Genomic DNA, 25,906 nt, shown 5'->3' on the forward strand with positions numbered 1-25,906 from the left:
GGTTTAGGCTGCACGCATGTCTATCGACGCCGACGCGCAGCGTGACACCGGGCTGACCCAGGCGGACGTCGCCAGGCTCACGTCCGAGGGAAAATCGAACGACGTTCCGGCCCGCGCGTCTCGGTCGGTTCGCGACATCGTCCGCGGCAACGTGTTCACTCGTATCAACGCGATTCTCGGTGTGCTGTTGATCATCGTGCTCTCCACGGGCTCGGTGATCGACGGTATGTTCGGGCTGCTGATCGTCGCGAACAGTGGCATCGGCATCATTCAGGAGGTTCGCGCCAAGCGCACGCTGGATCGGCTGGCGATCGTCGGTCAGAACAAGCCACAGGTACGACGTGACGGTATCTCGCAGCAGATTCCGCCGGACGAGGTAGTTCTCGGCGACATCGTCGAACTGGGGCCCGGTGATCAGATCGTCGTCGACGGCGAGGTGATCGAGACCGCGAGCCTGGAGATCGACGAGTCGTTGCTCACCGGTGAAGCCGATACGGTGCACAAACTTCATGCAGCGCAGGTGCTTTCGGGCAGCTTCGTGGTCTCGGGTTGTGGGGCATATCGCGCGACGAAGGTGGGTCGCGACGCCTACGCGGCCAAGCTCGCCGAGGAAGCCAGTAAGTTCACCCTGGTCAAGTCCGAGCTGCGTAGCGGTATCGACAAGATCCTGAAATTCATCACGTACCTGATGATTCCGGCAGGCGCGCTGATCATCTACAACCAATTGTTCTCCAGCGGTCAGGCTTTGCGGCCGGCCCTGGGCGGCATGGTGGCCGCGCTCGTTCCGATGGTTCCCGAGGGCCTGGTGCTGATGACGTCCATCGCGTTCGCGGTGGGTGTGATCCGGCTCGGTCAACGGCAATGCCTGGTGCAGGAGCTGCCGGCGATCGAAGGACTCGCGCGCGTCGACGTGGTGTGCGCCGACAAGACCGGCACCCTCACCGAGAACGGCATGCGCCTGTCCGAGTTGGTGCTCGCAGACGAGCGCGACTCCGATTCCGTCACACAGGCTCTCGCGTCCCTGGCGCACGACGATCCGCGGCCCAATGCCAGTGTGCAGGCCGTGGGTGAGGCCTATCCCGATGCACCGGGGTGGACGCAGAGCGCCGTGGCGCCGTTCTCCTCGGCCAAGAAGTGGAGCGGTCTGTCGTATGGGGAGCACGGGAACTGGTTGCTCGGTGCCCCGGACGTGTTGTTGGACCCGAACTCGGAGACGGCCCGACAGGCCGAATCCGCCGGATCCAAGGGTCTGCGGGTATTGCTGCTGGCCAGCAGCGACGCCCCCGTCGACGATCCGGCCGCGCCCGGTGTCGTCACCCCGCGAGCGTTGGTGATTCTCGAGCAGAAGGTGCGCGAGGATGCCCGAGAGACGTTGGAGTACTTCGCAAGTCAGCATGTGCAGGTCAAGGTCATTTCCGGTGACAATGCCGTTTCGGTCGGTGCGGTCGCCGGCTCGCTCGGACTCCCCGGCGGTGACGCTCCGATCGACGCGCGAGAGCTGCCCGAGGACTCGGAGAAGCTGGCCGACACACTCGCGAATTCCACTACGTTCGGCCGCGTTCGGCCCGATCAGAAGCGGGCGATGGTCGGCGCGTTGCAATCTCGTGGTCACACGGTCGCGATGACCGGCGACGGCGTCAACGACGTGCTGGCCCTCAAGGACGCCGATATCGGCGTGTCGATGGGTTCGGGAAGTGCGGCGACGCGAGCCGTCGCGCAGATCGTGTTGTTGGACAACAAGTTCGCCACACTGCCTTACGTCGTGGGGGAGGGACGACGCGTCATCGGCAATATCGAGCGCGTCTCCAACCTGTTCCTCACCAAGACCGTGTACTCGGTGCTGCTGGCGTTTCTCATCGGGCTCTCCGGCGTGCTGTCGCAGATCTTCCATTTCGAGCCCATTCCCTACCCCTTCCTGCCGCGGCACGTGACGATCGCGGCCTGGTTCACCATCGGCATTCCGGCCTTCGTGCTCTCGCTCGCCCCCAACAACGAGCGCGCGCGCAGCGGGTTCGTCTCCCGGGTGATGCGGCTGGCCGTCCCGTCCGGACTGATCGTCGGCTCGTGCACGTTCGTCTCTTATCTGCTGGTGTACGCGGGACCGAATGCCACCGAGGCTCAGGTGACACAGGCCAGTACGACTGCGCTGATCACGCTGATCATGATCGCGCTGTGGGTGTTGGCCGTCGTCGCACGGCCCTACAACTGGTGGAAGATACTGCTGCTCGCCGGATCGGTCGGCGGCTACCTGCTGCTGTTCGCAATTCCGTTCTGCCGTACCTTCTTCAAACTCGACCCGTCGAACGTCGGAGCGACCACCGGTGCACTGATCATCGGCGGCATCGGCATCGTGCTCGTCGAGGTCGCCCACCGGTTCGGATCGGTACTACGCAACAGGCAGTACAAAACGTAAGCTGCCAGGTGTTCGGTTGCACCCCGAGAGGTAGGAGTAAGTCATGGGCTTCGCAGACAATCTGAAGGGCATCGTCGACAAGGGCAAGGACCTTGCGGCCGAGAACTCGGACAAGATCGACGATGTGGTCGAGAAGGCGGGGGACTTCATCGACAACAAGACCGGCGGCAAGTACTCCGACAAGATCGACAAGGTCCAGGAAGCAGCCAAGAAGGCAATTCCGGACAAGTAGAGCGAATCGGGCTGTCGCTGCCGTCGGTCGCGCCGTAGGGTGCGGCTGACGGCACAATCGTCGGGGTGGACGGACCGATTCTTCTTCTCGTAGTCATCTTCGCGATCGCCGTCGCCGGTTTCGCCAAGCGTCTGGACCTCCAGGTCCCGCTCGTTCTGGTCACCGTCGGGTCCATCGCGTCGTTCGTTCCCGGCGTTCCGCATGTCAGTCTCTCGCCGCAACTGATCCTCGGCGTGGTGCTTCCGCCGTTGCTGTATTCGGCCGCGCTCGATTACTCGTTCGTCACCTTCCGGCGGAACCTCGGCCAGATCCTCCGGCTCGGCCTGGTCATGGTGGTCGTGACGACGGTCGCCGTCGGCTGGTTCGCAAATCTGCTCATTCCGGAACTGACTCTCGGTGCGGCCCTGGTGCTCGGTGCTGTCGTCGCCCCACCCGACGCGGTGTCGGCCATCGCCGTCGGCCGCAAGCTCGGCCTGCCCGCGAGAATGATGGCCATCCTCACCGGCGAGAGCCTGGTGAACGACGCGGCCGCATTGACCCTGTTCACCCTGGCCGTGGCGTCGGTGACGGGTAGCCGCATCGAACTGGGTTCGCCGGTGTTGTTCTTCGCCTACGAGATCGTCGGTGGCGTGCTGGTCGGTCTGGTCCTCTCGCGCATCGTCCGGTTCGTCCGCAAGCGCATCGCCGACTCGGCCCTCGAGACCGTGCTCGGTCTCGTGCTGCCGTTCGCGGCCTATCTGGCGGCGGAGGAAATCCACGCGTCCGGCGTCCTTGCTGTTGTCACCGCCGGCTTCGTGTTGGGCCGCGTCACCGCCGACGTCTCGGTCGCCACTCGGGTCCAGGAACGCCAGGTGTGGCCGACGCTGGATCTGCTCCTCGAGGCTTTTGTGTTCGCCTACATGGGTTTACAGCTGAAGTTCGTGATCCGGGAAGTGCAGCGCGAGGGATTGCCGGTCCATCACGTTTTTGCGTACGCACTGGTGGTGTTGCTGGTGGTCATGGCCGTTCGTCCGGCCTGGATCTTCGCCAATTCCGGTCGGGACGTGTTGCTGCGCAGACTTTTTCGGCGAAAAACACCTCCCGAGACCGGTCTGACCTGGCAGCAGAACCTGGTGCTGTCCTGGGCCGGGATGCGCGGAGTGGTGACGCTTGCTGCAGCCGCCGGTGTGCCGCTGACGACGGTGGTGGGGGACGAATTCCCCGGTCGCGCAGTGATCCAGGCCGTGGCGTTCGTCGTTGCGGTCGGGACGTTGCTGTTGCAGGGCCTGACGCTGCCGCTGCTGATCCGCCGACTCGACGTCGCCGATCCACTCGAGCAGCAGCGCACCGCCAATCAGCGGCTGCTCTCGCAGGCCATCGCTCGCACTGCGGCGGAGACCTACCTCGAGCGTGCTGCGAAGGACGGTATCGCCGGAGTGGACCGTGAGCGGGTGGCCGAGGTGATCTCGCGTGTTCGCCGTTCGGTGCGGGCTCGGTTGGACGCGGAGGAGACCGAGGATCGGGAGGAGCGAATCGCTGCGGCCGGCGCGCTGTTCGATTCGTTGCGTCACAACGTGCTGGTCGCGCAACGAGCGGCCCTCATAGCGGCCCGCGACTCGGGGGAGTTGGAGGACGAAGCTCTACGGGCAGTGTTGAATGGTCTGGACGTGGAAGAGATTGCGGCCGAGGCCCGCATCCAACGACGCGCGACGTAGACGAACACAATGTAGGAGCGCAGAGACAGTGAGGTCGAGCGGGTTGGTGGCGGCCGCTGCACTGGCATTCGCTCTGTCCGCCTGCAGCACGCCGGTGGTGCCACCGGCACCGTCCGTCCAGGCCCCGACAACTGCGCCCGAGGGCTCCGAACGTGGCTCGATCGTGTCGTCCATGCAACTTGGCCAAGTCGACATCGGCGTCGCGTATCTCGGCGGAACGGCATCGAAGATCGTGTACCGCACCACCGACGGCGTCACCGGCGGCGGAACCGAGACGTCGGCAACGGTGTTCGTGCCCAAGGGTTCTGCGCCTCCCGGCGGCTGGCCGATCGTGTCGGTGGGCCACGGCACCACCGGCGTCACCGACGAGTGCGCACCCTCGCTGTATCCGAATCTGTTGGGCACCATCGGATTGGTGACGCCGTTCCTCGAGCGCGGCACCGTGGTGGTGGTGACCGATTACCAGGGCCTCGGGACACCGGGGGATCCGGCGTACCTCGACCGAGACGCAGCCGCGTACGACGTCATCGACGCGGTGCGTGCGGCCCGTAACGTGGTGCCCGACGTCGGCACCCGGTGGGGTGCAGTGGGCACTTCTCAAGGTGGACAAGCGGTCTGGGCGGCTGCCGAGCACAACGCAGACTACGGCGACGGCTTGCAGTTGGTGGGTGCCGCGGCGCTTTCGCCCACCGCCGATCTGACTCGCATTCTCGCCCCCGAGACCGAACAGACGTTGGCGCGTCAGCTGCTGTTGCCGTATCTGTTCGAGGGGCTGCACGTCGCGGATCCGAGCGCCGAGCGTTCGGACTACATCCGCGGCACGTTCGCCGACAACGTGACCGCACTGACGGCATGCAGCGATCTGCTCGGATTCTCCAAGGCGGACGCCGGAGCCGTCATCGATCCGGCCGATGCTCTCCCGGCCACCGAGCAGGCAGCGAACCGGATGACGGACTGGCTCGAATCGGTGTCGTTGCCGACGTCCCGTACCGAAGTTCCGCTGTTCGTGCTGGTCGGCGAGCGCGACGACCTGATCGATCCGCAGTGGACTCGCGCTGCCGTTGCGGTGGCCTGCGCGATGGGCGACGACGTCGAGTTCAGGTCCGAACCGCAGCAGGGCCACGCCGAGTTGGCAGCCAACGGCACCGGAGTCGACTGGCTCGTCGAACGATTTCTGAACGTACCGACGTCGAGCACGTGCGCGCGATGACGGCTGCTCTGGCGTGGCTGGCGGTGATCGTGGCGGTGATCGTCACGGTGATCGCCGTCATCAGCCTGCGTGGTCGACGCGATCTGACCACACCGGCCGAACGCGCCGTGCACTCCACCCTGCACACCGCTTCGCTGGCGGCCAAGCCGCTGCGTGACGGTCTCGACGCCCGCTCGGCATCGGTCGCGGCACCCCATCTGCGGGTGCTGACCGGGGCGGAAGCGCTCGGTATCTGCGATCCCGACGGTTCCCTGCTGGCCTGGGACGGTCCGTGGGAGGAGCTGACACCGGCCTTCGTCGAGGCGGCGAAACGAGCCGTGGACGGGCAACGCCGAGTGTTGGTTCGCCTGCCGCTCGGTTCGATCCACCCGGTGAAGGCGCTCGTGGCGCAGCCTTTGGTGGTCGACGATTCGCCGGTGGTCGGGGTGTTGGGTGCGGCCATGGTCGACGAGCCGGGGCCGGGAGTGCTCGGTGCCATCGCCGAGGTCGCACGCTACGCATGCGGGCAGATCGAGCTCGCCGAACTCGATGCGTCGAGGGCTCGGCTGGACCGCGCCGAGGTACGGGCGCTCCGGGCACAGATCAGCCCGCACTTCATCTACAACGCACTGGGAACCATCGCCTCGTTCGTCCGCACCGATCCCGATCGGGCCCGGGAACTGGTGCTCGAGTTCGCCGACTTCACCCGATACTCGTTCCGCAACGCCGGCGAATTCACCGTGCTCGCGGACGAGCTTCGCAACATCGACCGGTACCTGACGCTCGAGCGCGCTCGCTTCGGTGATTCCTTGCAGGTCTCTTTGCAGGTCGCGCCCGAGGTATTGGGCGTCGCGCTGCCGTTCCTCGCGCTGCAGCCGCTCGTCGAGAACGCCGTTCGGCACGGACTGTCCGGCAAGGCCGACGGCGGCCGCGTGACGATCATCGCCGCCGACGAGGGCACCGACGCGGTGATCAGTATCGAGGACGACGGTGTGGGAATGGACCCCGAGGTACTGCGGTCCGGCAGCCTGCACACCGAGGACGCGGCCCATGTCGGATTGGCGAACGTGGACGATCGGCTGCGGGCGGCCTTCGGAAACGACTACGGTCTCGTCGTGGACACCGCACCGGGCGCAGGCACCAAGGTGAGCATGCGCGTGCCGAAATTCAGGCCGGGTGTGCGGGCATGACGCAGGCCGGAACCACGGGCGGACGCGGACTGGTCGTGCTCGCGGTGGACGACGAGCGTCCCGCGCTGGACGAGCTCGCCTTCCTGCTACGCGAGCAGGATGCCGTCGCCGAGGTCTTCACCGCACAGGACTCGACCACCGCGCTCCGGCAGCTCAAGCAGACCTCGGGGCAGTCCGTTGTCGACGCCGTGTTCCTCGACATCAACATGCCCGGCCTCGACGGACTCGAGCTGGCCGGCATTCTGTCCGCGTTCGCTCGGCCACCCGCCGTCGTGTTCGTCACCGCCCACGACGACCGGGCGCTGGCTGCCTACGATCTGGGTGCCGTGGACTACCTGCTCAAGCCCCTGCGCGAGGATCGGCTCGCGGAGGCCGTTCGGCGGGTCCTGGTTGCCCGCCGTCGTCCGACGGAGACCGCCGACACCTCGGCCGACGAGGTCATTCCGGTCGAACTCGGCGGAACCACCACGTTGGTGCACCGCTCCACGGTCGCCTGGGTCGAGGCCGACGGCGACTACGCCAGATTGCATACCGCCACCGGTTCGCACCTGGTTCGGATACCGATCTCGGCGCTCGAAAGTCGTTGGGCAGAAGCAGGATTCCTGAGGGTGCACCGTTCCTATCTGGTCTCGCTGCGACTGGTGACGGGAATCCGCAGCGTCGGATCGGGTCTGGTGGTGTGCTTGCGCGGAAGTGGAGATCTGGCGGCCTGCGAGTTGCCGGTGAGCCGCAGGCACGCGAGGGAGCTCAAGGACAGGCTGGTCCGCGGGCCACTCCAATCGTGGTCGTCGCGATGATCGGGGTCGAGGCGTGAGTCAGCCGCATCGGCAGCGTGTCGTGCTCTCGCAACGTCGCGGCGCACGGATGGTGCGCACCCGCGTCGAAGTGCAGGAGCAAACCGAGGTGGGCGACGCGCTGGTTCGTAGTCTCGTTCGTGCGCAACTGTTGTTGTCGGTGCGGTTGGCGGTGATGACGCTGTCGATTCTGTTCGCAATTCCGTTGTCGGGCTTGCTGCTCGCGCGTTTCACCGATGTCGCGCTGCTGGGTGTCGGGTTGCCGTGGTTGGTGCTGGGGGTGGCGATCTATCCGCTGCTCTTCGGGGTCGGCTGGGCCTACGTGCGCCGAGCCGAGCGCAACGAGACGGAGTTCGTCGGTCTGGTCGAGGACTAGGGCGTCGGTGAACCAATCCATTCCCGTCGCCACGGTGATCGCGCTGCTCATCGCAGCTGCGGCCACCGTGGGCATAGGCGTCTACGGAGTTCGGTTGGCCCGCACCACGTCGGACTTTCTGGTGGCGTCGCGTTCCGTCGGGCCGCGGTGGAACGCCGCGGCCATCAGCGGTGAATATCTTTCTGCTGCATCGTTTCTCGGTGTCGCCGGTCTCATCGCCAAGTACGGTGCCGATGCACTGTGGTATCCCGTGGGTTTCACCGCGGGGTACCTGGGTCTGCTGTTGTTCGTCGCCGCGCCGCTGCGCCGGAGCGGTGCGTACACGGTGCCGGATTTCGTCGAGTTCCGGCTCGGTGCACCATGGTTACGCACCGTGGCCATGCTGGTGGTGGTGGTCATCTGCGCGCTGTATCTGGTGCCGCAGTTCCAGGGCGCGGGCCTGACACTGAACATCCTCCTGGGAGTGCCGGGCTGGGTGGGGGCACTGGCGGTCGGGCTCATCGTCATCGCCAATGTGGTCGGCGGTGGAATGCGATCGATCACGTTCGTGCAGGCGTTCCAGTACTGGCTCAAGCTCACCGCGATCGCGATCCCGGCCCTGGTGTTGGCCGTGCACTTCTTCGCCGACGACCGTAGCGTCGGTAGCCCGGCCCCACCGACCGTGTCCGAACAGACCGTTGTCGACATCACCACCGACGTTGTGGTTCAGGTCGATTCGCCGATCGTCGTATCCGTGGCAGGCACCTTGGACGAGGAGAGCGTGGACGGACGAGTGAGCCTGGCGGCGGGCGAACACCGGCTCGGATCCGGCACCCTGCTCACCCTCGACGCAGGCTCGCCCGTCCCGGTGGTGGCGGGAGCCCCGACCACCGACCGCGCATGGTCGATGCCCGGCGGGGGACTGGGCGGCGGGCATCCGCTGTATCAGGTGTACTCGCTGATCCTGGCGACGTTCCTCGGAACTCTCGGACTGCCACACGTGCTGGTGCGGTTCTACACCAACCCGGACGGCCGCGCCGCACGACTCACCTCGCTGACTGTCCTGGCGCTCCTCGGCATGTTCTACCTGTTCCCGACGGTGCTCGGCGTGTTCGCCCGCCTTTACGTACCGCAACTGCTCATCACCGGGGCATCGGACGCCGCGGTACTGCTGTTGCCCGGCTCCGTGCTGTCCGGGATTCCGGGGCAGCTGCTTGCCGCGCTCGTGGCCGCCGGTGCCATCGCGGCGTTCCTGTCCACCTCGTCCGGTCTGCTGGTCAGCATCGCCGGGGTGTTGAGTACCGATGTGCTCTCGGGCAAAGTGCGCGACTTCCGTGTCGCTGCGATACTCGCCGGCGCCGTACCGCTCGCCCTGTCGATCGGCGTTGTCTCACTGGACCTCTCACGCACCGTCGGGCTCGTGTTCGCCGTCGCGGCCTCCACCCTGTGCCCACTGCTCGTACTGGGCATCTGGTGGCGCGGACTGACCGCCGCAGGAGCGGCAACCGGACTGTTCCTGGGCGGCGGGATCTCCCTCGTGGCCGCGTCGATCTCCGTCGTCACCCCCGTCTCCGACGGCATCCTCGGCGGCTGGGCGGCAGCGATACTCGGCTACCCCGCCGCGGTGAGTGTGCCCATCGCCTTCGCCGCGATGATCGTCGTCAGCCTCGCCACCCGAAAAACGGTGCCGTCGGACATCTCCCGCATCTTCGCTCGACTGCACCTGCCCGAGGGCCTCGACATGGGTAAAGACCGAGAGCGCGAACTGTAGCGAGAGGGGCCGCTCGACTGCCATTCTCGACCGCTCGTCGCACACTCCCGCAGCCCGCCGTGTGATCGAGGCCACCTCCTGATTTTGTGACCTGACTCTCATTACTGTTCCGGATCAGCTAGAGCTCACATCTACTTCAGGAGTCCCAGGTGACCGCACCGGAAACCAATTCGCCACCGGACGCGCAAGCGTTCGTAGACATGCAGGCCAGTCCGGAGTTCCAGGAACTCCGACACCGCCTGCGTAGCTTCGTGTTCCCGATGGCCGGGTTCTTCCTGGTCTGGTACGTCGTCTACGTGTTGCTGAGCACCTACGCAGTCGACTTCATGTCGACCAAGGTGTGGGGCAACATCAACGTCGGCCTGCTCCTCGGCCTCGGGCAGTTCGTCACGACGTTCGCCATCACCGGCATCTATGTGAAGTTCGCCAACCGTGAACTCGATCCTCGCGCCGCAGCCTTGCGCGCCGAGATGGAAACTTCCCAGGGAGCGAAGCAGTGAACATTCTTGCCCAGGCCGCCGACACCACCGTGGGCGAACCACTCGTCAACATCGCCATCTTCGGCGCGTTCGTCCTCATCACGATGGCCGTCGTCATTCGCGCATCGAAGAAGAACGCGACCTCCGCGGAGTTCTTCACCGCAGGCGGCGGATTCTCCGGGCCGCAGAACGGCGTCGCCATCGCCGGCGACTACCTCTCCGCGGCAAGCTTTCTCGGTATCGCCGGTGCCATCGCCGTCTACGGCTACGACGGCTTCCTGTACTCCATCGGCTTCCTGGTGGCCTGGCTCGTCGCGCTGCTCCTCGTCGCCGAATTGCTCAGGAACACCGGAAAATTCACCATGGCGGACGTGCTGAGCTTCCGGCTCAAGCAAGGCCCGGTCCGCACCGCGGCCGCGCTGTCCACCTTGACCGTCTCGCTGTTCTACCTGCTCGCACAGATGGCAGGTGCCGGCGGACTCGTCGCACTGCTGCTCGACATCTCCGACCGCACCGGGCAGTCCATCGTCATCGCCATCGTCGGTGTGCTGATGATCGCGTACGTGCTCATCGGCGGCATGAAGGGCACCACCTGGGTGCAGATCATCAAGGCTGTTCTGCTCATCGCCGGCGCCGCGTTCATGACGGTGCTCGTGCTCGCCAAGTTCGGCCTGAACTTTTCCGAACTGCTCGGCAGCGCGCAGACCATGGTGGCCGGATCGGCCAACGAGGCCGTCGCAGCTCGAGACGTCATCGAGCCCGGTGCCCAGTACGGCGGCAGTGCCACCTCGAAGATCAACTTCCTCTCGCTCGGCATCGCACTCGTCCTCGGCACCGCGGGTCTGCCGCACGTGCTGATGCGCTTCTACACCGTGCCCACCGCCAAGGAAGCTCGTCGTAGCGTCGTGTGGGCCATCGCGCTCATCGGTGCGTTCTACCTGTTCACCCTGGTGCTCGGCTACGGTGCCGCAGCGATCGTCGGACCCGACCGCATCCTGGCCTCGGCCGGCGGTCAGAACTCCGCAGCTCCGCTGTTGGCCTTCGAGCTCGGCGGCGTCATTCTGCTCGGTGTCATCTCGGCGGTCGCCTTCGCGACCATCCTCGCCGTCGTCGCCGGATTGACGATCACCGCGTCGGCGTCGTTCGCTCACGACATCTACGCGAGCGTCATCAAGAAGGGCAAGGTCGACGACAAGAAGCAGGTCAAGGTCTCGCGCATCACGGCCGTCGTCATCGGTCTGCTGGCCATCGGCCTCGGCATCCTCGCCAACGGGCAGAACATCGCCTTCCTGGTGGCCCTCGCCTTCGCCGTCGCCGCGGCTGCGAACCTGCCGACCATCCTGTACTCGCTGTTCTGGCGTCGCTTCACCACCACCGGCGCACTGTTCAGCATGTACGGCGGCCTGATCTCCACGATCGTGCTGATCATCTTCTCCCCGGCTGTCTCCGGATCGCCGACGTCGATGGTTCCCGGCTCGGACTTCGCCTGGTTCCCGCTGTCCAACCCGGGCATCGTGTCGATCCCGCTGGCATTCATCCTCGGCATCGTCGGAACCCTGATCTCGAAGGACACCGAGAACACCGACAAGCAGGCCGAAATGGAGGTTCGCTCCCTCACTGGCATCGGTGCGGAGAAGGCCAGCGCGCACTAGTACACCTGTAGATGCGTCGAGAAGTGCCCGTGTGAGCAAGGCCTCACACGGGCACTTCTCGTTCAGCGGTTACCATCCCTGCTGTGGCCAAGCTGAAGGTTTCCCTCGACGTCCCACTGACCCCCGAGCAGACGTGGGAGCACGCGTCCGATCTGTCCGGGTACGAGCAGTGGCTCTCCATCCACGAAGCGTGGCGCGGCGAGCTGCCCGAGCAGCTGGCCGTCGGCACCACCTTGGACTCCATCGCCAGCGTGAAAGGCATGCGTAACCGGGTTTCCTGGAAGATCGAGTCTTACGATCCGCCCAAGAAGCTCGAGCTCAAGGGCAACGGCAAGGGCGGTGTGAAGATCGGTCTGAACATGTCCGTGAAATCCAAGGGCGACGGTTCCGAGATCACCATCGACATCAACCTGGGCGGTGCACCGCTGTTCGGTCCGATCGGTTCCGGCGTCGCCCGTGCACTCAAGGGCGACATCGAGAACTCGCTGAAGACGTTCGTCAAGATCTACGCCTGACGGTGTAGGAGTGGAGATGCATGCCTGGTAGGCACAGCGCGCCGTCGTCCGCGACGAGCAGCAGAGGGTTCGCCAAGTACGTCGTCGTTGCCGTCGTCCTGCTTCTTGTCGTCGGAGGCGGAGTGTTCGGGGCTCAGAAGGTCTTCGGCAGCGAGTGCGGCGACTCCTCGTCCTACTCGCTGGCCGCGGACCCCGCGATTGCGCCGGTGCTGCAGAAGATCGTCGACGGCACATCCGCCGAGGATCTCGATTGCGCTCGTATCGAGGTGACCGCGAGCGAATCGGGTCAGGTCTCGGCCGCGGTGGCCAAGGGTGTCGATGCTCCCTCGCTCTGGATTCCGGATTCGTCCTTGTGGATCGGTAAGACCGTGCGATCGACTGCCGCGCTGATCGACCTCGCGAGTCAGTCGGTGGCCAGCACCCCCGCGGTGCTCGCAGCCCGCAAAGACGAGGTGCCGTTCTTCGACACGTGGCTCACTGCCTTGAAACTCGAAGGCCTGCGTATCGGAAACCCGTTGACCAACACCATGTCCGACGCGGCGATCCTGGGCGCGGTGGCCGAGGCCGGATCGGACGAGAAAGCCCTCGACTCGGTCTCGGCGGCGCTCGTTCCCGTCGCGCAGGCTCAGGCCGCCACTCGCGGAGAGGCCGATCCGACGGTTCGTCTGGACGACGTGGTCGCCGACGGCGGAGTCGCGGTGGTCTCGGAGCAGACCTACTTGGCGTACCAGAACGAGAAGAACCTGGAGCTGGGCGCGACGGTGCCGCCCACGGGCAGCGTCTTCCTGAACTTTCCGTTGGCCGTGACCGAGCCTGGTGAGGACCGACACGAGGCCGCGAAGTCCGTGGGTACCGCTCTGGCCTCGGCCATCGAATCCGAGCAGGGCCAACAGGCGTTGTCCGAGGCCGGGTTCCGAGGAGCAGACAATGCGGTGTTGGATTCCGGTCGTGGGATCGGCGAGGTGTCGACCCTGACAATTGCTGATCAGCAGGCCGCCGAGTCGACGCTGAAGCAATATCAGGTGTTGGCGCTGCCCTCGCGGGCGTTGGTGATGGAGGACGTCTCCGGATCCATGAACTACAGCGCAGGTGCAAACACGCGCATTGCCATGACGGTGCAGGCCAGCGAGACCGGCAATCGCCTGTTCCCCGACAATGCGTCGATGGGATTGTGGGCGTTCTCTATCGGACTCGGCGGTGGCAGCCAGGATTACAAAGAGCTGGCACCGATCCGGCGGATGGACGAGAAAGTCGGCAACACCACCCAACGTGAGGTGCTGCTGCAGCAGACTCGAACTCTTCCGTCGCTGGTCGGGGGCGGTACGGGCCTCTACGACACAACGCTGGCGGCGTTCCGCACCGTGCAGGAGGGGTACGATCCCGATGCAGTCAACAGCGTCATCATTCTCACCGACGGTGCCAACGAGGATCCCGTCAGCATCTCGCTCGACGAGCTGTTGTCGACCCTGCGCGCCGAGCAGGACCCGTCCAAGCCTGTCGTCATCGTCACCATCGGTATCACCGACGACGCCGATGCCGGTGTGCTGCAGCAGATTTCGGCCGCCACCGGTGGTACCAGCTTCATCGCACGCAATCCGGCCGAAATCCCCAACGTTTTCGTCAACGCGCTGAGAAGTCGTTCCGGTCGCTGACGGGAGCGGCTATGCTGTGCGCCGCGTGCTGTCCGTCACCTCGGGAAGCGCGGAACAACCGCGGCGCAGAGGGGTGTCGGGGATTGATGTAGGGGGCGAAGTCGATGTCGGGACGTCACAGCGGCAGTAGTCGTAGGTTCAGTCCTGTCGTGACGTGGGGTGCTGCTGCGCTCGCGGTGGTGGTCGTCGCGGTGGGCGGTTGGTTCGGCGTACAGGCCGTCCGAGCGGCCGGTGCGGAGTCCTGTGATTCCCTCGACACGGTGTCGCTGGCAGTGGACACCTCCATCGCCGAGCCGGTGCAGCAGATCGTCTCCCAGGCCGGCGAGGTCGACCGCGGGTGTGTGAACTTCGATATCCGTTCCGAGCGTCCCACCGATACCGCGACGGAGATCGCGGGCACGGAGAACCGCCCGGACCTGTGGATCCCCGATTCGACGTTGTGGCTACTCAAGACCCTTCGCTCGACCGGTGCCCTGCCCGAGCTGGCCAAGACGTCCGTCGCGAACACGGTGCCGGTCCTGGTTTCGAAGTCCGACGCAGTGCCGGTCACCGACACCTGGCTCAGTGTGTTGCAGCTCCCGGGGCAACGTATCGGAGACCCCCTCACCAGCAGTGCGTCGAATGCGGCCATTCTGGGTGCGCTCGCCGAGTCCGAGGTCGCGATCTCGGACGCCAAGGCCGTGTCCGCAGCTCTGGTGCCGATGGCGCAGGACTTCGGGAGAATTGCCGACAAGCCGCACGACACTCCCGATCTCGTCGCCGAGGTGGCCACCGAGGGCGGTAGCAGCGTGGCCACCGAACAGGCTTTGCTCGCCTATGAGGCAGACAACCCGGGCGCGGAGCTCACCGAGTCGGTTCCACCGACCGGCAGTTATTTCCTCAACTACCCGTTGGCGGTAACCACTCCGGCCGGCCCGGACTACGACCGCGTCAAGAAAGCCGGAGCCGCGTTGGCCTCGGTTCTGGCCACGCAGTCGGCCACCGACACATTGGTCGCGGCCGGCTTCCGTACCGCGAGCGGCACCCCGCTGCCCGACGGCGAGGGCGTCGGATCCGTGGCCTCGCTTGAGATCAAGAACCCCCTGTCCATCGAGACGACACTGCGCGACTGGGCCGTACTCGCGCTGCCGTTGCGCACCCTTGTCGTCGAGGACGTATCGGGTTCGATGGCCGCGACGTCGGGTGACTCGACGCGTATCGCGTTGACGGTCGACGCGTCGGTCGGTGCGAACGATTTGTTCAGTGACCAGACGCAGATGGGTCTGTGGGCTTTTTCCATCGGACTCGGGGGCGGCCAACAGGATTACCGAGAACTGGTGCCACTCGGCCCGGTGAGCAACACGTTCGACGGTAAGCCGCAACGTCAGGCCATTCTCGACGCCATTCGTGGCCTGCCCAGGCTTGTCGGTGGCGGCACTGGTCTGTACGACACGACCTTGGCCGCGTTCCGGCGGGTCAAGGAGGGCTACGACCCCAACTACGTCAACAGTGTCATCATCCTGACCGACGGAGCCAACGAAGACAACGGCAGCATCACCCTCGATCAACTGCTGGCAGCGCTGCAGAAGGAGCAAGATCCGGTGCGTCCCATCGTCATCGTGACCGTCGGTGTCACCAGTGACGCAGACCCCGTTGCGCTGCAGCAGATTTCGGCCGTCACGGGTGGAACGAGTTACGTCGCCGAGGATCCGCGCGACATCCCCGATGTGTTCGTCAAGGCACTGAACTCGCGCACCGAGCGCCTCGCAGGGGAGTAGTTCAGCCCCACAGGAAGCTGATTGCAATCGCTGCGGCGCACGCGAGAGTCACCAGGGTCAGCGTCACTGCATCCGAGGCCTTGAAGCGCGAGTCGGTCGCGGTGATCATTCCGGTGCCGCCGCGAGCAGTGATCGCCGTACCCATCTCGTCGGCTCGTCGGATGGCTACCGACATGACCGTCGTGACGATGTCGACCAGCGAATTGTCCGAGGCGCTGTTGACCACGGGCTTGGGGCGCAGGCGTCGGGCCGCGTTGAGGGTGCGCATCTCTTCGATCAGCAACGGAAGCGACCGCAGGCTCAACGCCACGGCGATCGCCCACTCGTCGACCGGCAGTTTCAGCTTCTTCAGCGGGGCACCAAGTTTCGATACGGCCGGGGCTATGTCACTCATCGAGGTGGTCCAGCCGATCATCATCGAGGCACCGAGCAACACGAAGACGAAGAGCGTCGCACGCAGATACAGCACCACTGCTGCGCCACCGATCGGCAGATTGATCAAGGCACCGACGCCGAACAACGCCCAGATCCACCATGGTGGGCGCGGGAGCGCCGTGATCGGAATGTGCGCGACGATCCCCGCGATCACCAAGAGCCCGAACACGATTCCGAGCGCAGGCCACGTCGGTGCCACCACCAGAGTGACGCTGAGGAGCAGAACGACGACAAGTTTGGTGCCGGCCCACAGGCGATGGATCGGTGAGAACCGGGGGACTTGACGCAGCACGACGGTGGTCACGAGGGCACACTCCCCAGGATCGAATCGGAGACGATGTGGCCGTCGGACATCGTGATGGTGCGGCTGCAGACGGTGTCCATGCCGTCCACATCGTGTGAGATCACCACGATCGCGACGCCGCGTGCACGCAGTCCGGCGAGTACGCCGATGATGTCCTCGCGTCCGGGTGGATCGAGACCGGCCAGAGGCTCATCGAGAACGAGCACGCGCGGCCGGCGCGCAATCAGCCCGGCCAGCACGACGCGACGCATCTGCCCACCGCTGAGCGAATCGATCTCGCGGGCAGCCAAAGACCTGTCGAGACCAACTGCGTCCATCGCGGCTGCGACTGTGGCAGAACCTGTTTCGGGCCCAGCTGCGGCGGCGATGTCCTCGGAGACGGTGCGGCGCTGCAATTGCAGGCGCGAATGCTGAAATGCCAGTCCGACGTCGCCCACCCGGGAGGTCATGGCCTTGCCGTCGAGCTGCGCGGTGCCCTTCGTCGGGCCGGTGAGTCCGGCCATGATCCAGGCGAGAGTGGACTTGCCCGAACCGTTTCCCCCGAGAACGAGAACTCCTTCACCACGCTTGACGGTGATGTCGATCCCGTTCAGTGCGACCTGAGCCCAGGGAGTGCGACGGTTGTAGGTGTGCTGGACGTCGGCCACTTCGAGTAGACGCTCGCTCGAATTATCGTGCAGTACAGCAGAATTGACGGTGCTCGGTTGCATCCACGCCGAGTCGTGCTGCACCTGATACCCCTCGTGCAAGTGCACCACGCGATCGGCGGCAACGGTTTCCGCGACATGATGGGTGACGAGCACGACCGACATGCCATGTCTGCGAGGTAGTTCGGCGAGGAGTGAGACCAGATGCTCGCGTCCGGACGCGTCGATCATGGCAGTTGCCTCATCGGCGATGAGCAGGGCAGGACGGCGGGCCAACGCTGCGGCCACGGCCAGGCGCTGCATCTCGCCGCCGGACAGGGATGCGGTGTCACGGGCACCCATGCCGCCGAGACCCACCTCGACGAGCATTGCCTCGACGTCGGGCCGGGAGTCGCCGGGCGGTAGACCCCACACAACGTCGTCGGCGACGCGAGTACCGAGGATCTGGCTCTCGGGTCGCTGCATGACCATGGCGGTGCCACCGTATCGGCCGAGACCGGTTGCGCCGGGCCTGCTGACGGTGCCTTCGGATGGTTCGAGGCCGGCGATGATCCTCGTCAGGGTCGATTTGCCGGAGCCGTTGTGACCGACGATCGCGACGAACTCACCGTGTTCGATGTGTAGGTCGACTCCGGTCAATGCAGCTGTGGCGCTTCCCGGGTACCGATAACCGACCGAGGCGAGGGTGACCGGCAACGGCCCGATCTCGTCGTCGTCGGTGCTCGAGACAAGAGCTTCGGGGGTGGGGATGGTGGAGAGACGGTCGAGGATGGCGGTGAGAATCAGCCAGGCGAACAGTGTTCCGGTGACGATCCCGAACGCGATCGAACCGCCGACCCACCACCACCAGTTGTCGAGCACCGCGGTGGAGCTGCTGCGGAGCACATCGGCGGCACCCTGCAAGGCCGACGTGCGCTCGAGCAACCTGGACACGCCCTCGAGGGTGTTGCGAAGGGTGTCGAGGAACAACGTTCGTAGCGGAACGAGGATCAGGAGCAGCAATACCGTGAGGGCTCCCAGTGCGGGCCCGACGACCATCGAGGTGACCAGTACACCGAACAGGCCTTGCTTCTTGCGCTTCGCTCGCCCGACCAGGCCGCCCAACAGCGCCGCGCTGGCCACGGTGAGTGCCGTCTGAGTACCGGCAGCGACGAATCCGACGAGGGTGCCTGCTACCGCAGCGGTGAGAAGCGCGCGGGTCCGATACCGAAGTGCGACCACCGACATCGGAACGGCCGCGACGACCTGAAGGATCGCTGCCATCGGCACGAGCACACCGATCACCGTCAATGCGACTGTGAAGCTGCTCATGACCGCGGCGGTCGCCAATTCCTGAGGACCGAGGGGCCCTGACTTCGGAGTGCGAGAAGAACTGACGGTCACCGCTCCAGTGTGCCAGCTCGACTGAGGCACACTGTTCGGCGTGACTTCCGTGGTTTGGGGCGGCCGGCCTCTGTGCGGTTGCTGCTGTGGTGAGCATGAAACAGGAAAGCGCGGAAAGCCCTGGTAAAAAGGGCTTTCCGCGCTCAGGGTGAATCAGCGGCTGCGCTGGCTCGTAGCCGGACCTGCTGCACGACGGCTGTGGCCGCCGCCACCGCTACGCGGCTGTCCTCCGGAACGGGGCTGTCCGCCACCGCTGCGCGGCTGACCACCACTGCGCGGCTGACCACCCGAGCGGGCCGGGCCGCCGCGTCGTGCGTTGCTGTTGCGCGGGGCTCCGGTGCGGGCGGGTGCCTGCTCGACTCGCGGTGCAGGCTCGACGTAGCGGGCCTGCTCGCCCACGAGGTTCGCCACTGCGGGCGAATCGGCGGTGACGCGGATCGGGGTGACCTTGATGTCTGCCTTGCGCAGCAGCACTGCGGTGTCCTTGCGCTGCTCGGGCAGTACGACGGTCACGACGTCGCCCGCACTGCCGGCGCGCGCCGTGCGGCCGGAGCGGTGCAGGTACGCCTTGTGCTCGGCGGGCGGGTCGACGTGGACGACGAGCTGAACGTCGTCGACGTGGACGCCGCGGGCTGCGACGTCGGTGGCGACCAGAACGCGAGCCTGGCCGGAGGAGAAGGCTGCAAGGTTGCGGTCGCGTGCGGCCTGCGAGAGGTTGCCGTGCAGGTCGACGGACGGGATTCCGGCGTCGGTGAGCTGCTTGGCCAGCTTGCGGGCCTGGTGCTTGGTGCGCATGAACAGGATGCGTCGTCCGGTTCCCGAGGCGAGCTGATGGACGAGCTTCTTCTTGGCTTCGACGCCGTCGACCTCGAAGACACTGTGCGTCATGGCCTCGACGTGGGAGGTGGCCTCGTCGACGGAGTGCGTGATCTGGTTGTGCAGGAAGCGCTTGACCAGCTTGTCGACGCCGTTGTCCAGTGTCGCCGAGAACAGCATGCGCTGACCCTTGTCCGGGGTGGCGGCGAGGATGCGGGTGACGACAGGCAGGAAGCCCAGATCGGCCATGTGATCGGCCTCGTCGAGGACGGTGATCTGAACGCCGTCGAGCGTGAGGTGGCGCTGCTTCATCAGGTCTTCGAGGCGACCGGGGCAGGCGACGACGATGTCGACTCCACCTTTGAGCGCGGAGACCTGGCGAACCTGCGACACACCGCCGAAGATCGTGGTGACCTTCAGCGAGTACGCGGCGGCGAGGGGCTCGATTGCGACGGCGATCTGGGTGGCGAGCTCACGCGTCGGCGCGAGGATCAGGCCACGCGGGCGGCCGGGCTTGCGATTGCCGGGAAGCTGGCCTGCGAGCCGAGCGACCATCGGGATCGCGAAGGCGAGTGTCTTTCCGCTGCCGGTCTTTCCGCGTCCGAGCACGTCGCGTCCCTGCAGTGTGTCGGGGAGCGTATCGGCCTGGATGGGGAATGCTTCGGTCTTGCCCTGGCTCGCGAGTACATCCGCGATGGCCTGGGGTACACCGAGTGCAGCAAATGTTTGTGGGGTCGTCATAGTGATGAAAAGTGCCTTTCGGGCAGGGTGTTGCACCTGCGGGCCTTGGGCCGAGATGCAAGGTGGCGAGACTGCCGGTGGGCAGTTTCGATCGCCGTAAGAGAAGCCTGTGCGGGGTGCACATGGTGATTCGGGAGCATTCCACGACGTCTGACGTGCAGCTACGCGCGTCGTCACCGAGTGTAACCGAGTTGTGGCTCGGTCTCTTCCCGCGCAGGTTCGTCACGCGGCGCCGTCGTCGAAGAGACCCGTGATCATCACGTTCTCGATTCGCGAGTTGTAGAGCTCGACCACCGGCATGGGCGGGGCGCTCGAGTCATAGGTGTGCCCCGTGGGTGAGATGAGCCTGTATCGATGCCGCGCGTTGCGTTTGTCTCGCAGCGCTTCGGCCGTCCAGCCTTCCCCTTCTTTCGCGTAATTGCATGCGGCACAAAGGCCTGCGCCGTTCTCGGCGCTGGTTTTACCACCCGCGGAGTGTGGCCGGATGTGATCGTGGTGTCGGATCGGCGCGTCGCACCACGGGGTGCGGCAGGTGCGATCTCGGAGGTCGATGAGGCGTCCCAACGCGGTGGGGAAACCTCGCGACGTGGACTCCACTGCCGTCAGCGCTCCGGATTTCGGATGGGCATAGAGGCGACGTAATGCGACGTGCGTCTCATTACCTTGTGCGCCGTCGAGTGTGTCTCGAATCAGTTGCCGTGCGACATCGGACGGGATTTCGCCGTAGCCGTGTAGATATGCGGACGTGGAACCACCGGCGAGCAGTGTCGAGTCGGAGATGACGATGTCGACGGTCACCGGCGGGCCTTGGGCTGCCGACGCGCCGGTGACTCGCTCGAACACGAGGTCGGCCATGATCTGGTCGCGGGTGCGTGTGTCGCCACCTGCGTTGAATGATGGTGTCGGCATCTCGTCGCAGTGTCGCCCACATGCAGACGGACTTCTCCATCGATGTGAGGACAGTGAAGAAGCCCATCGACTCAGGTGCTGGACGGGTGCTGGTGCGCCTGGCTGCGTAGGCCTTGGCGCGTCGCTTCACCTGGGAGGCGGCGTCGAGTTCGTTGGCAAGTGCGCGAGCGCGACCCTCGATGGTGCGGTCGCCGGCACCGGCCAATGTCGCGGGGTCTGCGCAGAGTCGTTCGTCGATGGTGCGGCGATCGTCGACGGTGAGGCATGCGGTCTCGCGAGCGAGAATCATGACCCGCCATTCGTTGAGTTCGCCGGCTTTCAGTCGCGCGAGAGTGTGCGGCATTTCGTGCACCAGCGCGCGAGCGAGTCCGAGGTGAGTGCCCCCGCGGTTCGGTGATTCGCGTCGGGCAAGACTGATCTGTGACGCAATCCCACTGCGCCACTGAGCTTTCGGTTTGCCGAGCTCTTTGCGTTCGTTGCTGATGGCTGTCGCGACGGCATCGGTCACCACGGCTTGCGTTGCCACGCTGACGCACTTGACCGTCTCGAGAGCGGAGATCAAATCGATGCCTGCTGCTGCGTCGGCATCGAATTCGGATGACTGAAGACGCGCGACGAAGCGCATCACCTCGTCAGGTGTTAGCGGCAAATTTTTGAAAGCTGTGACCACGAGTTCCCCCCACTCGAATGTATGTTCGATAGTACGGGTGAATTCGATGGTTCGCAAGACCTACTTCGGACGTCAGGTGACTACTACGGCGATGGCGATGGAGCTGACAACGGCGTTGTTGAATGCGTGCAGGATCAGCGGAGCCCACAACGATCGGTACCAGAGACGTAGTGCAACAAGGCCGGTGCCCAGGAAGAGGATGTACAGCATCGCCGGCGGTGCAATGTGGCACAGTGCGAAGACGATGGTGACGAGCGCAGCACTGACCGCTGTCGGCATCTTGGACCTGAGCCAATCGAGCAGAATCCTGCGAAACACTATCTCCTCGATCAAGGGAACGACGCCCGCAATCAGCACGAGGACCGCGATGATCGAGGCCGGTCCGATTTCGACTGCGTCGCGTTCTGGTTGCCGTCCGGTGCGACGTCGAGGAGTGCGCCAATTCCGGCCGTGGCCAGCACGGCGACGAGCATCAGGAGTGGAACCTGCCACTGAAGATGGAGGAGGCTGTGCGCGGGGGATCGAAAGCCCAAGTCCGACAACGACCATCGACGTCGACGGATCAATGCGAAATAGAGGCCGGCGCATCCGATAATGCCGGCCAGAACCATGGCGAGCAAAGCTGCCTCGGCGACCCCGCCGATCATGAACCCCGCCACGGCCCCGATCAGTCCGCCGATCGCCGTTCCCCGAACCCGCTGACGACGGCCAACGCGACGTCGCCCACGGTGGGTGTAGGCAGTGGCGAGTCGGTGAAGCGCGGGAACCTCTTGTGGTTCACGTGGACGAGTGGCGCATTCTCGTCAGGGGAGTGGTCCACACCTGCACTATTTCGCCATACGCTCGCCTCCGCAAGTGCCGCATCAGGGCATCATGGGAGTCTTGCAACGCTCTGTGGTGCCCTCGGCAGGATTCGAACCTGCGACCTACCCTTTAGGAGAGGGTTGCTCTATCCCCTGAGCTACGAAGGCTGGTAACTGTCCGTCGATCGTAAACTGCTGCAGCGCAACACTTTTCGATCTTCGGAACAATCGGTTGCGGATAGGTTTGCTGCCAGAGTGCACAGCCGACCCACATCGCGCTCGCTAGTCTAGCGGCCCACCCCGCGGATCGGGAAGCAGGTTCTGAATCGACGCCACTCGACCGGTCAGTGACGCAATCAGCTTCAATGCGGTGCGGTGCTGGTGAGCGGTGTAATCGGCAATCGCTTCGACGCCGACGAAGCACTGAATATCGCGGGCGAAAGCGTCGAACGTCGTCGCCAAAATTCCCGCCGACGCGAACACGCCCACGACGATCAGCTGGTCACGGCCGCGTCGGCGCAGTTCGACCTCCAGATCGGTGGCGTAGAAGGCGCTGTAACTTCGCTTTGCGATCGGAACGAAGTCCGGCTCGGTGATCACTACCTCCTCGGCGTTTGGGCCCAACCCCCACATCGGTCCCAGCAGTCCGCGCTGCTCGAGGGCACTCGCCGCCCGCGGACCACTCGCCAGAATGGGGACCCCACTCGATCGAGCCCACGCGACCACCTTCGATGCCGCCGCACACACATTCGAGCGGACGGAGTCGTCGAGCACGTTCAGGTAGTACGGCTGCATGTCGTGGATCAGAACCGCGGCACGTTCGGGCTGTAGCTCCCACTCGGGACCTCCCACGCAGTCGCGCAGCCGCTCGACGTCGTAATCCTCTACTGCGACGCTGAATGTAGCCATCCGACAACCCTTCCCTCCCACGAACGCGCGTGCATTCGCTAGGCGCGCGCAGTCTTGCTATCCGTCCGCTGACCATTCCGCTCGCACTTGGCAAACGCGCGCGCGTTTGCGAAATCCTGAGGCCCCGCGAAATCCTGAGGCCCCGCCCGACCCCGCCCACAACCTAGTCCGCCGCAATGGCCTCCACGATGTTCAGTCGCGAGGCGTGCACCGCGGGCGGAGCCGAGCCCAGCAGCGACAGGCCCAGGGCGACGAGGCCGTACAGCAGCACCGACCAACCGGCGGTGTAGGCAACCGGGATTCCAATGCTGGCCCCGAGGATCAGGGTGCTCAGGTATTGGAGACCCGCGCCGATGAGTAGGCCGAGCACACCGCCCACGATGCCGACCGACAGGGCCTCCGCCAACACCATTCGTGCCAAGGTTCCCCGTCCACCGCCCATGGCTCGCAGTACGCCGAGTTCGCGTCGACGCTCCAGGACCGACAGCGTCAACGTGTTCAGCAACGCGACCGCGGCGACGAGCGCGACGATCCACTGCAACGCGATGGCCAGGGCACCGGACTGTCTGATGGCAGCACTGGTGCCCTCGAGTGCGGCAGCGCCGGTGTACACGAAGACCTCGGGCGGCAGGGTCGAACGCAACGAATCCTCAACGGCCGCAACGTCTCCGTCGACGCTGACCTCCAGATAGGTCGCACCGGGTCGGTCGTACCAGCTCTGCATCGAGTCCAACGAGATTGCCATCGTGCCGCCCGCGGCATTGATGTACTGGACCAGATCCAGCACTCGCACGTTCTTCACGCCCGTCGGCGTCGGCAGATCGATGTAGTCGCCCACCGATACACCCAAGGTTCTGCCGAACCCCTGGGACAGCACCACACCGTCACCGGCGAGCACCTGGGACCGCACGGTGTCGGTGAGCGATGCGAGCGTCACCGCATTGCTGCCGTCGGCGACGCCCTGGATGGATACCGTCTCGCCGTCGATCGTCGCGTATGCCCACTGCCCCTCGACGACGCGAGAGACACCGGAAGTCGAACGGACGGCGTCTGCCACTTCCGTAGGAACGATGGGGCCCGACGGTATGGCGTCGGGCGAGGACATCGACACGTACAGGTCGGTGTTCGCCAACGACGACAGCGATTCGGCCGCCGAGTCGGTCATGTTGGTCAACGAACCCGACACTCCGACACTGACTCCCACCGCAATCACGATCGTCATGACCGTTGCCCAGATCCGTCGCGGGGCACGTTCGATGGTGGCCGTGGCCAGCCGGCCGGCACCACCCCAGCGGCGAGGGACGGCCGCCGTGGCCGACACGATCGGTCCCGTCCCCCCGACGCACAGCGCAACGACGCCGAACATGAACAGCGCTCCGGCCCCGAGGGTGAGTTGGCCGTCGACGTTGACGGCGAACACGAACGATCCGGCAATGGCGACGATGCCGAACGCGGTGGCAGCGGCAACGAATCTGCGACGTGGTCCGCCTGCCGTTTCACCGCCGCCGACGGCGAGTGCCTCGATCGGCGAGATGCGATACACCTGCACCGCAGCGACGGCCGAGGCTCCGACGCAGGCCAGTACGCACGCTGCGATCGCCACGGGAATGGCAAAACCGGGCAACACGTACTCGATTCGAGCGTCGAATGCCTGCGACAGGAACGGTGGAAGGCTCTCGATGGCAATGCGGCCCATCGCGATTCCGAGTGGAACACCGACGGCACCGCCGACCAGTCCGACCAGAACGGACTCGAACAACAGGTCGCGGACAATGTCCGCGCGCCGTCCACCAACGGCTCGCAGGAGAGAAATGGTGGGTCGACGCTTCGCGATGGCCATGTTCATGACGTTGAAGACGAGGAAGGCCGCGACGACGAACGCGATGAGCGAGACCATGAGCGTGGCATTGCGCGTCAGACTCATTGCCTGGTTCGCGCGGTCGGCCCGGAAGTCGGGGCTCATCACCGACACTCGGCCGGCGAGTGCGGCGTCGAGGTCGGAACGCAGTGTGTCGCCGTTGCCCAGGACGAAGATCGAATCGAGCTGATCGGGGCGATCGGTGAGTGCCTGCGCAGCGGGAAGGAGCGCAACCGCGAACATGCCCCCACCGATGCGTTGCGTGCCGGGGCCGTCGATCACGCCGACCACCGCCGTCGGAACGTCATCGATCGTGACGGTGTCTCCCTGGTTCAGACCCGTTGCGGCACCGACCAGTACACCGGAAGGATCGGACAACAGTCCTGCCGCATTGCCGACCGCGCCCTGCAGATCCGACTGCAGTGCCGTGATGGACGAGTCGACACCGAGGACCGTCAGGTCTCCGACGTCGGATCGAACGGTGCTGCGCAGCAGGGGAACCGCGGTGTCGACACCGGGAACCGAGCGCACCACGTCGAGTTCGCTCTGGTCGAAGCCGGAGTCGGTGACACCGACGACTTCGTAGCTCGCGTTTCCTGCGATCGTCACCGCGAGACGTTCGACGGATCCGGTCAACGACCCGTAGGTGCCGAGGACGGCGATGAGCAGCCCGGCGGCGACGGCCACGACACCCGCCGAGACGAGCGAACGCACCCAGTGCATGCGGAGGTCGCGAAG

The 25,906-nt window shown here is 65.3% G+C and carries 21 protein-coding genes, 1 tRNA gene and 1 pseudogene; 13 read left to right on the plus strand and 10 right to left on the minus strand.

Annotated features, from left to right (window positions below; genetic code table 11):
- Window positions 1-16: 16 nt before the first annotated feature.
- From AC5WEY_RS16740 to AC5WEY_RS16800, 13 genes are all read left to right on the plus strand, one after another.
- Complete coding sequence (locus AC5WEY_RS16740; RefSeq protein ID WP_495646741.1) at window positions 17-2,413, plus strand: HAD-IC family P-type ATPase; 2,397 nt, start codon at window positions 17-19, stop codon at window positions 2,411-2,413.
- A gap of 43 nt (window positions 2,414-2,456) precedes the next feature.
- On the plus strand, window positions 2,457-2,645 hold the full coding sequence (locus AC5WEY_RS16745) for an antitoxin (RefSeq protein WP_032377365.1): 189 nt from the start codon (window positions 2,457-2,459) through the stop codon (window positions 2,643-2,645).
- 65 nt (window positions 2,646-2,710) lie between these two features.
- Window positions 2,711-4,339, plus strand: coding sequence for a Na+/H+ antiporter (locus AC5WEY_RS16750; protein WP_495646742.1), 1,629 nt, complete (start codon window positions 2,711-2,713; stop codon window positions 4,337-4,339).
- 28 nt (window positions 4,340-4,367) lie between these two features.
- The gene (locus tag AC5WEY_RS16755; RefSeq protein WP_495646743.1) at window positions 4,368-5,549 is read left to right on the plus strand and encodes a lipase family protein; all 1,182 of its coding nucleotides are present in this window, start codon (window positions 4,368-4,370) and stop codon (window positions 5,547-5,549) included.
- Complete coding sequence (locus AC5WEY_RS16760; RefSeq protein WP_495646744.1) at window positions 5,546-6,718, plus strand: sensor histidine kinase; 1,173 nt, start codon at window positions 5,546-5,548, stop codon at window positions 6,716-6,718. The genes AC5WEY_RS16755 and AC5WEY_RS16760 overlap by 4 nt, the downstream gene beginning before the upstream one ends.
- The gene (locus AC5WEY_RS16765; protein WP_495646745.1) at window positions 6,715-7,515 is read left to right on the plus strand and encodes a LytR/AlgR family response regulator transcription factor; all 801 of its coding nucleotides are present in this window, start codon (window positions 6,715-6,717) and stop codon (window positions 7,513-7,515) included. Before AC5WEY_RS16760 ends, AC5WEY_RS16765 begins: the two co-directional genes overlap by 4 nt.
- A 67-nt stretch (window positions 7,516-7,582) precedes the next feature.
- Window positions 7,583-7,888, plus strand: coding sequence for a hypothetical protein (locus AC5WEY_RS16770; protein WP_495646912.1), 306 nt, complete (start codon window positions 7,583-7,585; stop codon window positions 7,886-7,888).
- Between the two features lie 7 nt (window positions 7,889-7,895).
- Complete coding sequence (locus tag AC5WEY_RS16775) at window positions 7,896-9,638, plus strand: sodium/solute symporter (protein WP_495646746.1); 1,743 nt, start codon at window positions 7,896-7,898, stop codon at window positions 9,636-9,638.
- Window positions 9,639-9,838: 200 nt separating this feature from the next.
- On the plus strand, window positions 9,839-10,138 hold the full coding sequence (locus AC5WEY_RS16780; protein ID WP_495646913.1) for a DUF485 domain-containing protein: 300 nt from the start codon (window positions 9,839-9,841) through the stop codon (window positions 10,136-10,138).
- On the plus strand, window positions 10,135-11,769 hold the full coding sequence (locus tag AC5WEY_RS16785) for a monocarboxylic acid transporter (protein ID WP_495646747.1): 1,635 nt from the start codon (window positions 10,135-10,137) through the stop codon (window positions 11,767-11,769). The genes AC5WEY_RS16780 and AC5WEY_RS16785 overlap by 4 nt, the downstream gene beginning before the upstream one ends.
- 83 nt (window positions 11,770-11,852) lie before the next feature.
- Window positions 11,853-12,284: a type II toxin-antitoxin system Rv0910 family toxin gene (locus tag AC5WEY_RS16790; protein WP_032377358.1), complete on the plus strand. Its 432-nt coding sequence runs from the start codon at window positions 11,853-11,855 to the stop codon at window positions 12,282-12,284.
- Between the two features lie 20 nt (window positions 12,285-12,304).
- Complete coding sequence (locus tag AC5WEY_RS16795; protein WP_495646748.1) at window positions 12,305-13,936, plus strand: substrate-binding domain-containing protein; 1,632 nt, start codon at window positions 12,305-12,307, stop codon at window positions 13,934-13,936.
- A 149-nt stretch (window positions 13,937-14,085) separates the two neighbouring features.
- Entirely contained in the window at window positions 14,086-15,693 is a 1,608-nt protein-coding gene (locus AC5WEY_RS16800) for a VWA domain-containing protein (protein WP_495646749.1), read from the plus strand.
- A 1-nt stretch (window position 15,694) separates the two neighbouring features.
- Here AC5WEY_RS16800 and AC5WEY_RS16805 read toward each other — a convergent pair whose 3' ends face one another.
- The 10 genes and pseudogenes from AC5WEY_RS16805 to AC5WEY_RS16850 form a co-directional block, all read right to left on the minus strand.
- A complete protein-coding gene (locus AC5WEY_RS16805; RefSeq protein ID WP_495646750.1) occupies window positions 15,695-16,432 on the minus strand; it encodes an energy-coupling factor transporter transmembrane component T family protein in 738 nt (245 codons plus the stop codon).
- Window positions 16,429-18,462, minus strand: coding sequence for an ABC transporter ATP-binding protein (locus tag AC5WEY_RS16810; RefSeq protein WP_495646751.1), 2,034 nt, complete (start codon window positions 18,460-18,462; stop codon window positions 16,429-16,431). The genes AC5WEY_RS16805 and AC5WEY_RS16810 overlap by 4 nt, the downstream gene beginning before the upstream one ends.
- A gap of 153 nt (window positions 18,463-18,615) precedes the next feature.
- Window positions 18,616-20,019 (minus strand): DEAD/DEAH box helicase, encoded by a 1,404-nt coding sequence (locus tag AC5WEY_RS16815; protein ID WP_057479224.1) that lies wholly within the window; start codon window positions 20,017-20,019, stop codon window positions 18,616-18,618.
- Window positions 20,020-20,241: 222 nt separating this feature from the next.
- Window positions 20,242-21,553 (minus strand): annotated as a pseudogene (locus tag AC5WEY_RS16820) (HNH endonuclease).
- A 117-nt stretch (window positions 21,554-21,670) separates the two neighbouring features.
- Entirely contained in the window at window positions 21,671-21,916 is a 246-nt protein-coding gene (locus tag AC5WEY_RS16825) for a CPBP family intramembrane glutamic endopeptidase (RefSeq protein ID WP_495646752.1), read from the minus strand.
- Window positions 21,917-21,948: 32 nt separating this feature from the next.
- Window positions 21,949-22,245, minus strand: coding sequence for a hypothetical protein (locus tag AC5WEY_RS16830; RefSeq protein ID WP_495646753.1), 297 nt, complete (start codon window positions 22,243-22,245; stop codon window positions 21,949-21,951).
- A 20-nt stretch (window positions 22,246-22,265) separates the two neighbouring features.
- Window positions 22,266-22,418 (minus strand): hypothetical protein, encoded by a 153-nt coding sequence (locus AC5WEY_RS16835; protein ID WP_495646754.1) that lies wholly within the window; start codon window positions 22,416-22,418, stop codon window positions 22,266-22,268.
- Between the two features lie 75 nt (window positions 22,419-22,493).
- Window positions 22,494-22,569 (minus strand) — tRNA-Arg (locus AC5WEY_RS16840).
- Window positions 22,570-22,683: 114 nt separating this feature from the next.
- Entirely contained in the window at window positions 22,684-23,310 is a 627-nt protein-coding gene (locus tag AC5WEY_RS16845; protein WP_495646755.1) for an isochorismatase family protein, read from the minus strand.
- 163 nt (window positions 23,311-23,473) lie between these two features.
- Window positions 23,474-25,891: an ABC transporter permease gene (locus AC5WEY_RS16850; RefSeq protein ID WP_495646756.1), complete on the minus strand. Its 2,418-nt coding sequence runs from the start codon at window positions 25,889-25,891 to the stop codon at window positions 23,474-23,476.
- Window positions 25,892-25,906 lie beyond the last annotated feature (15 nt).

The sequence above is a fragment of the Rhodococcoides sp. S146-33 genome (assembly GCF_059489205.1).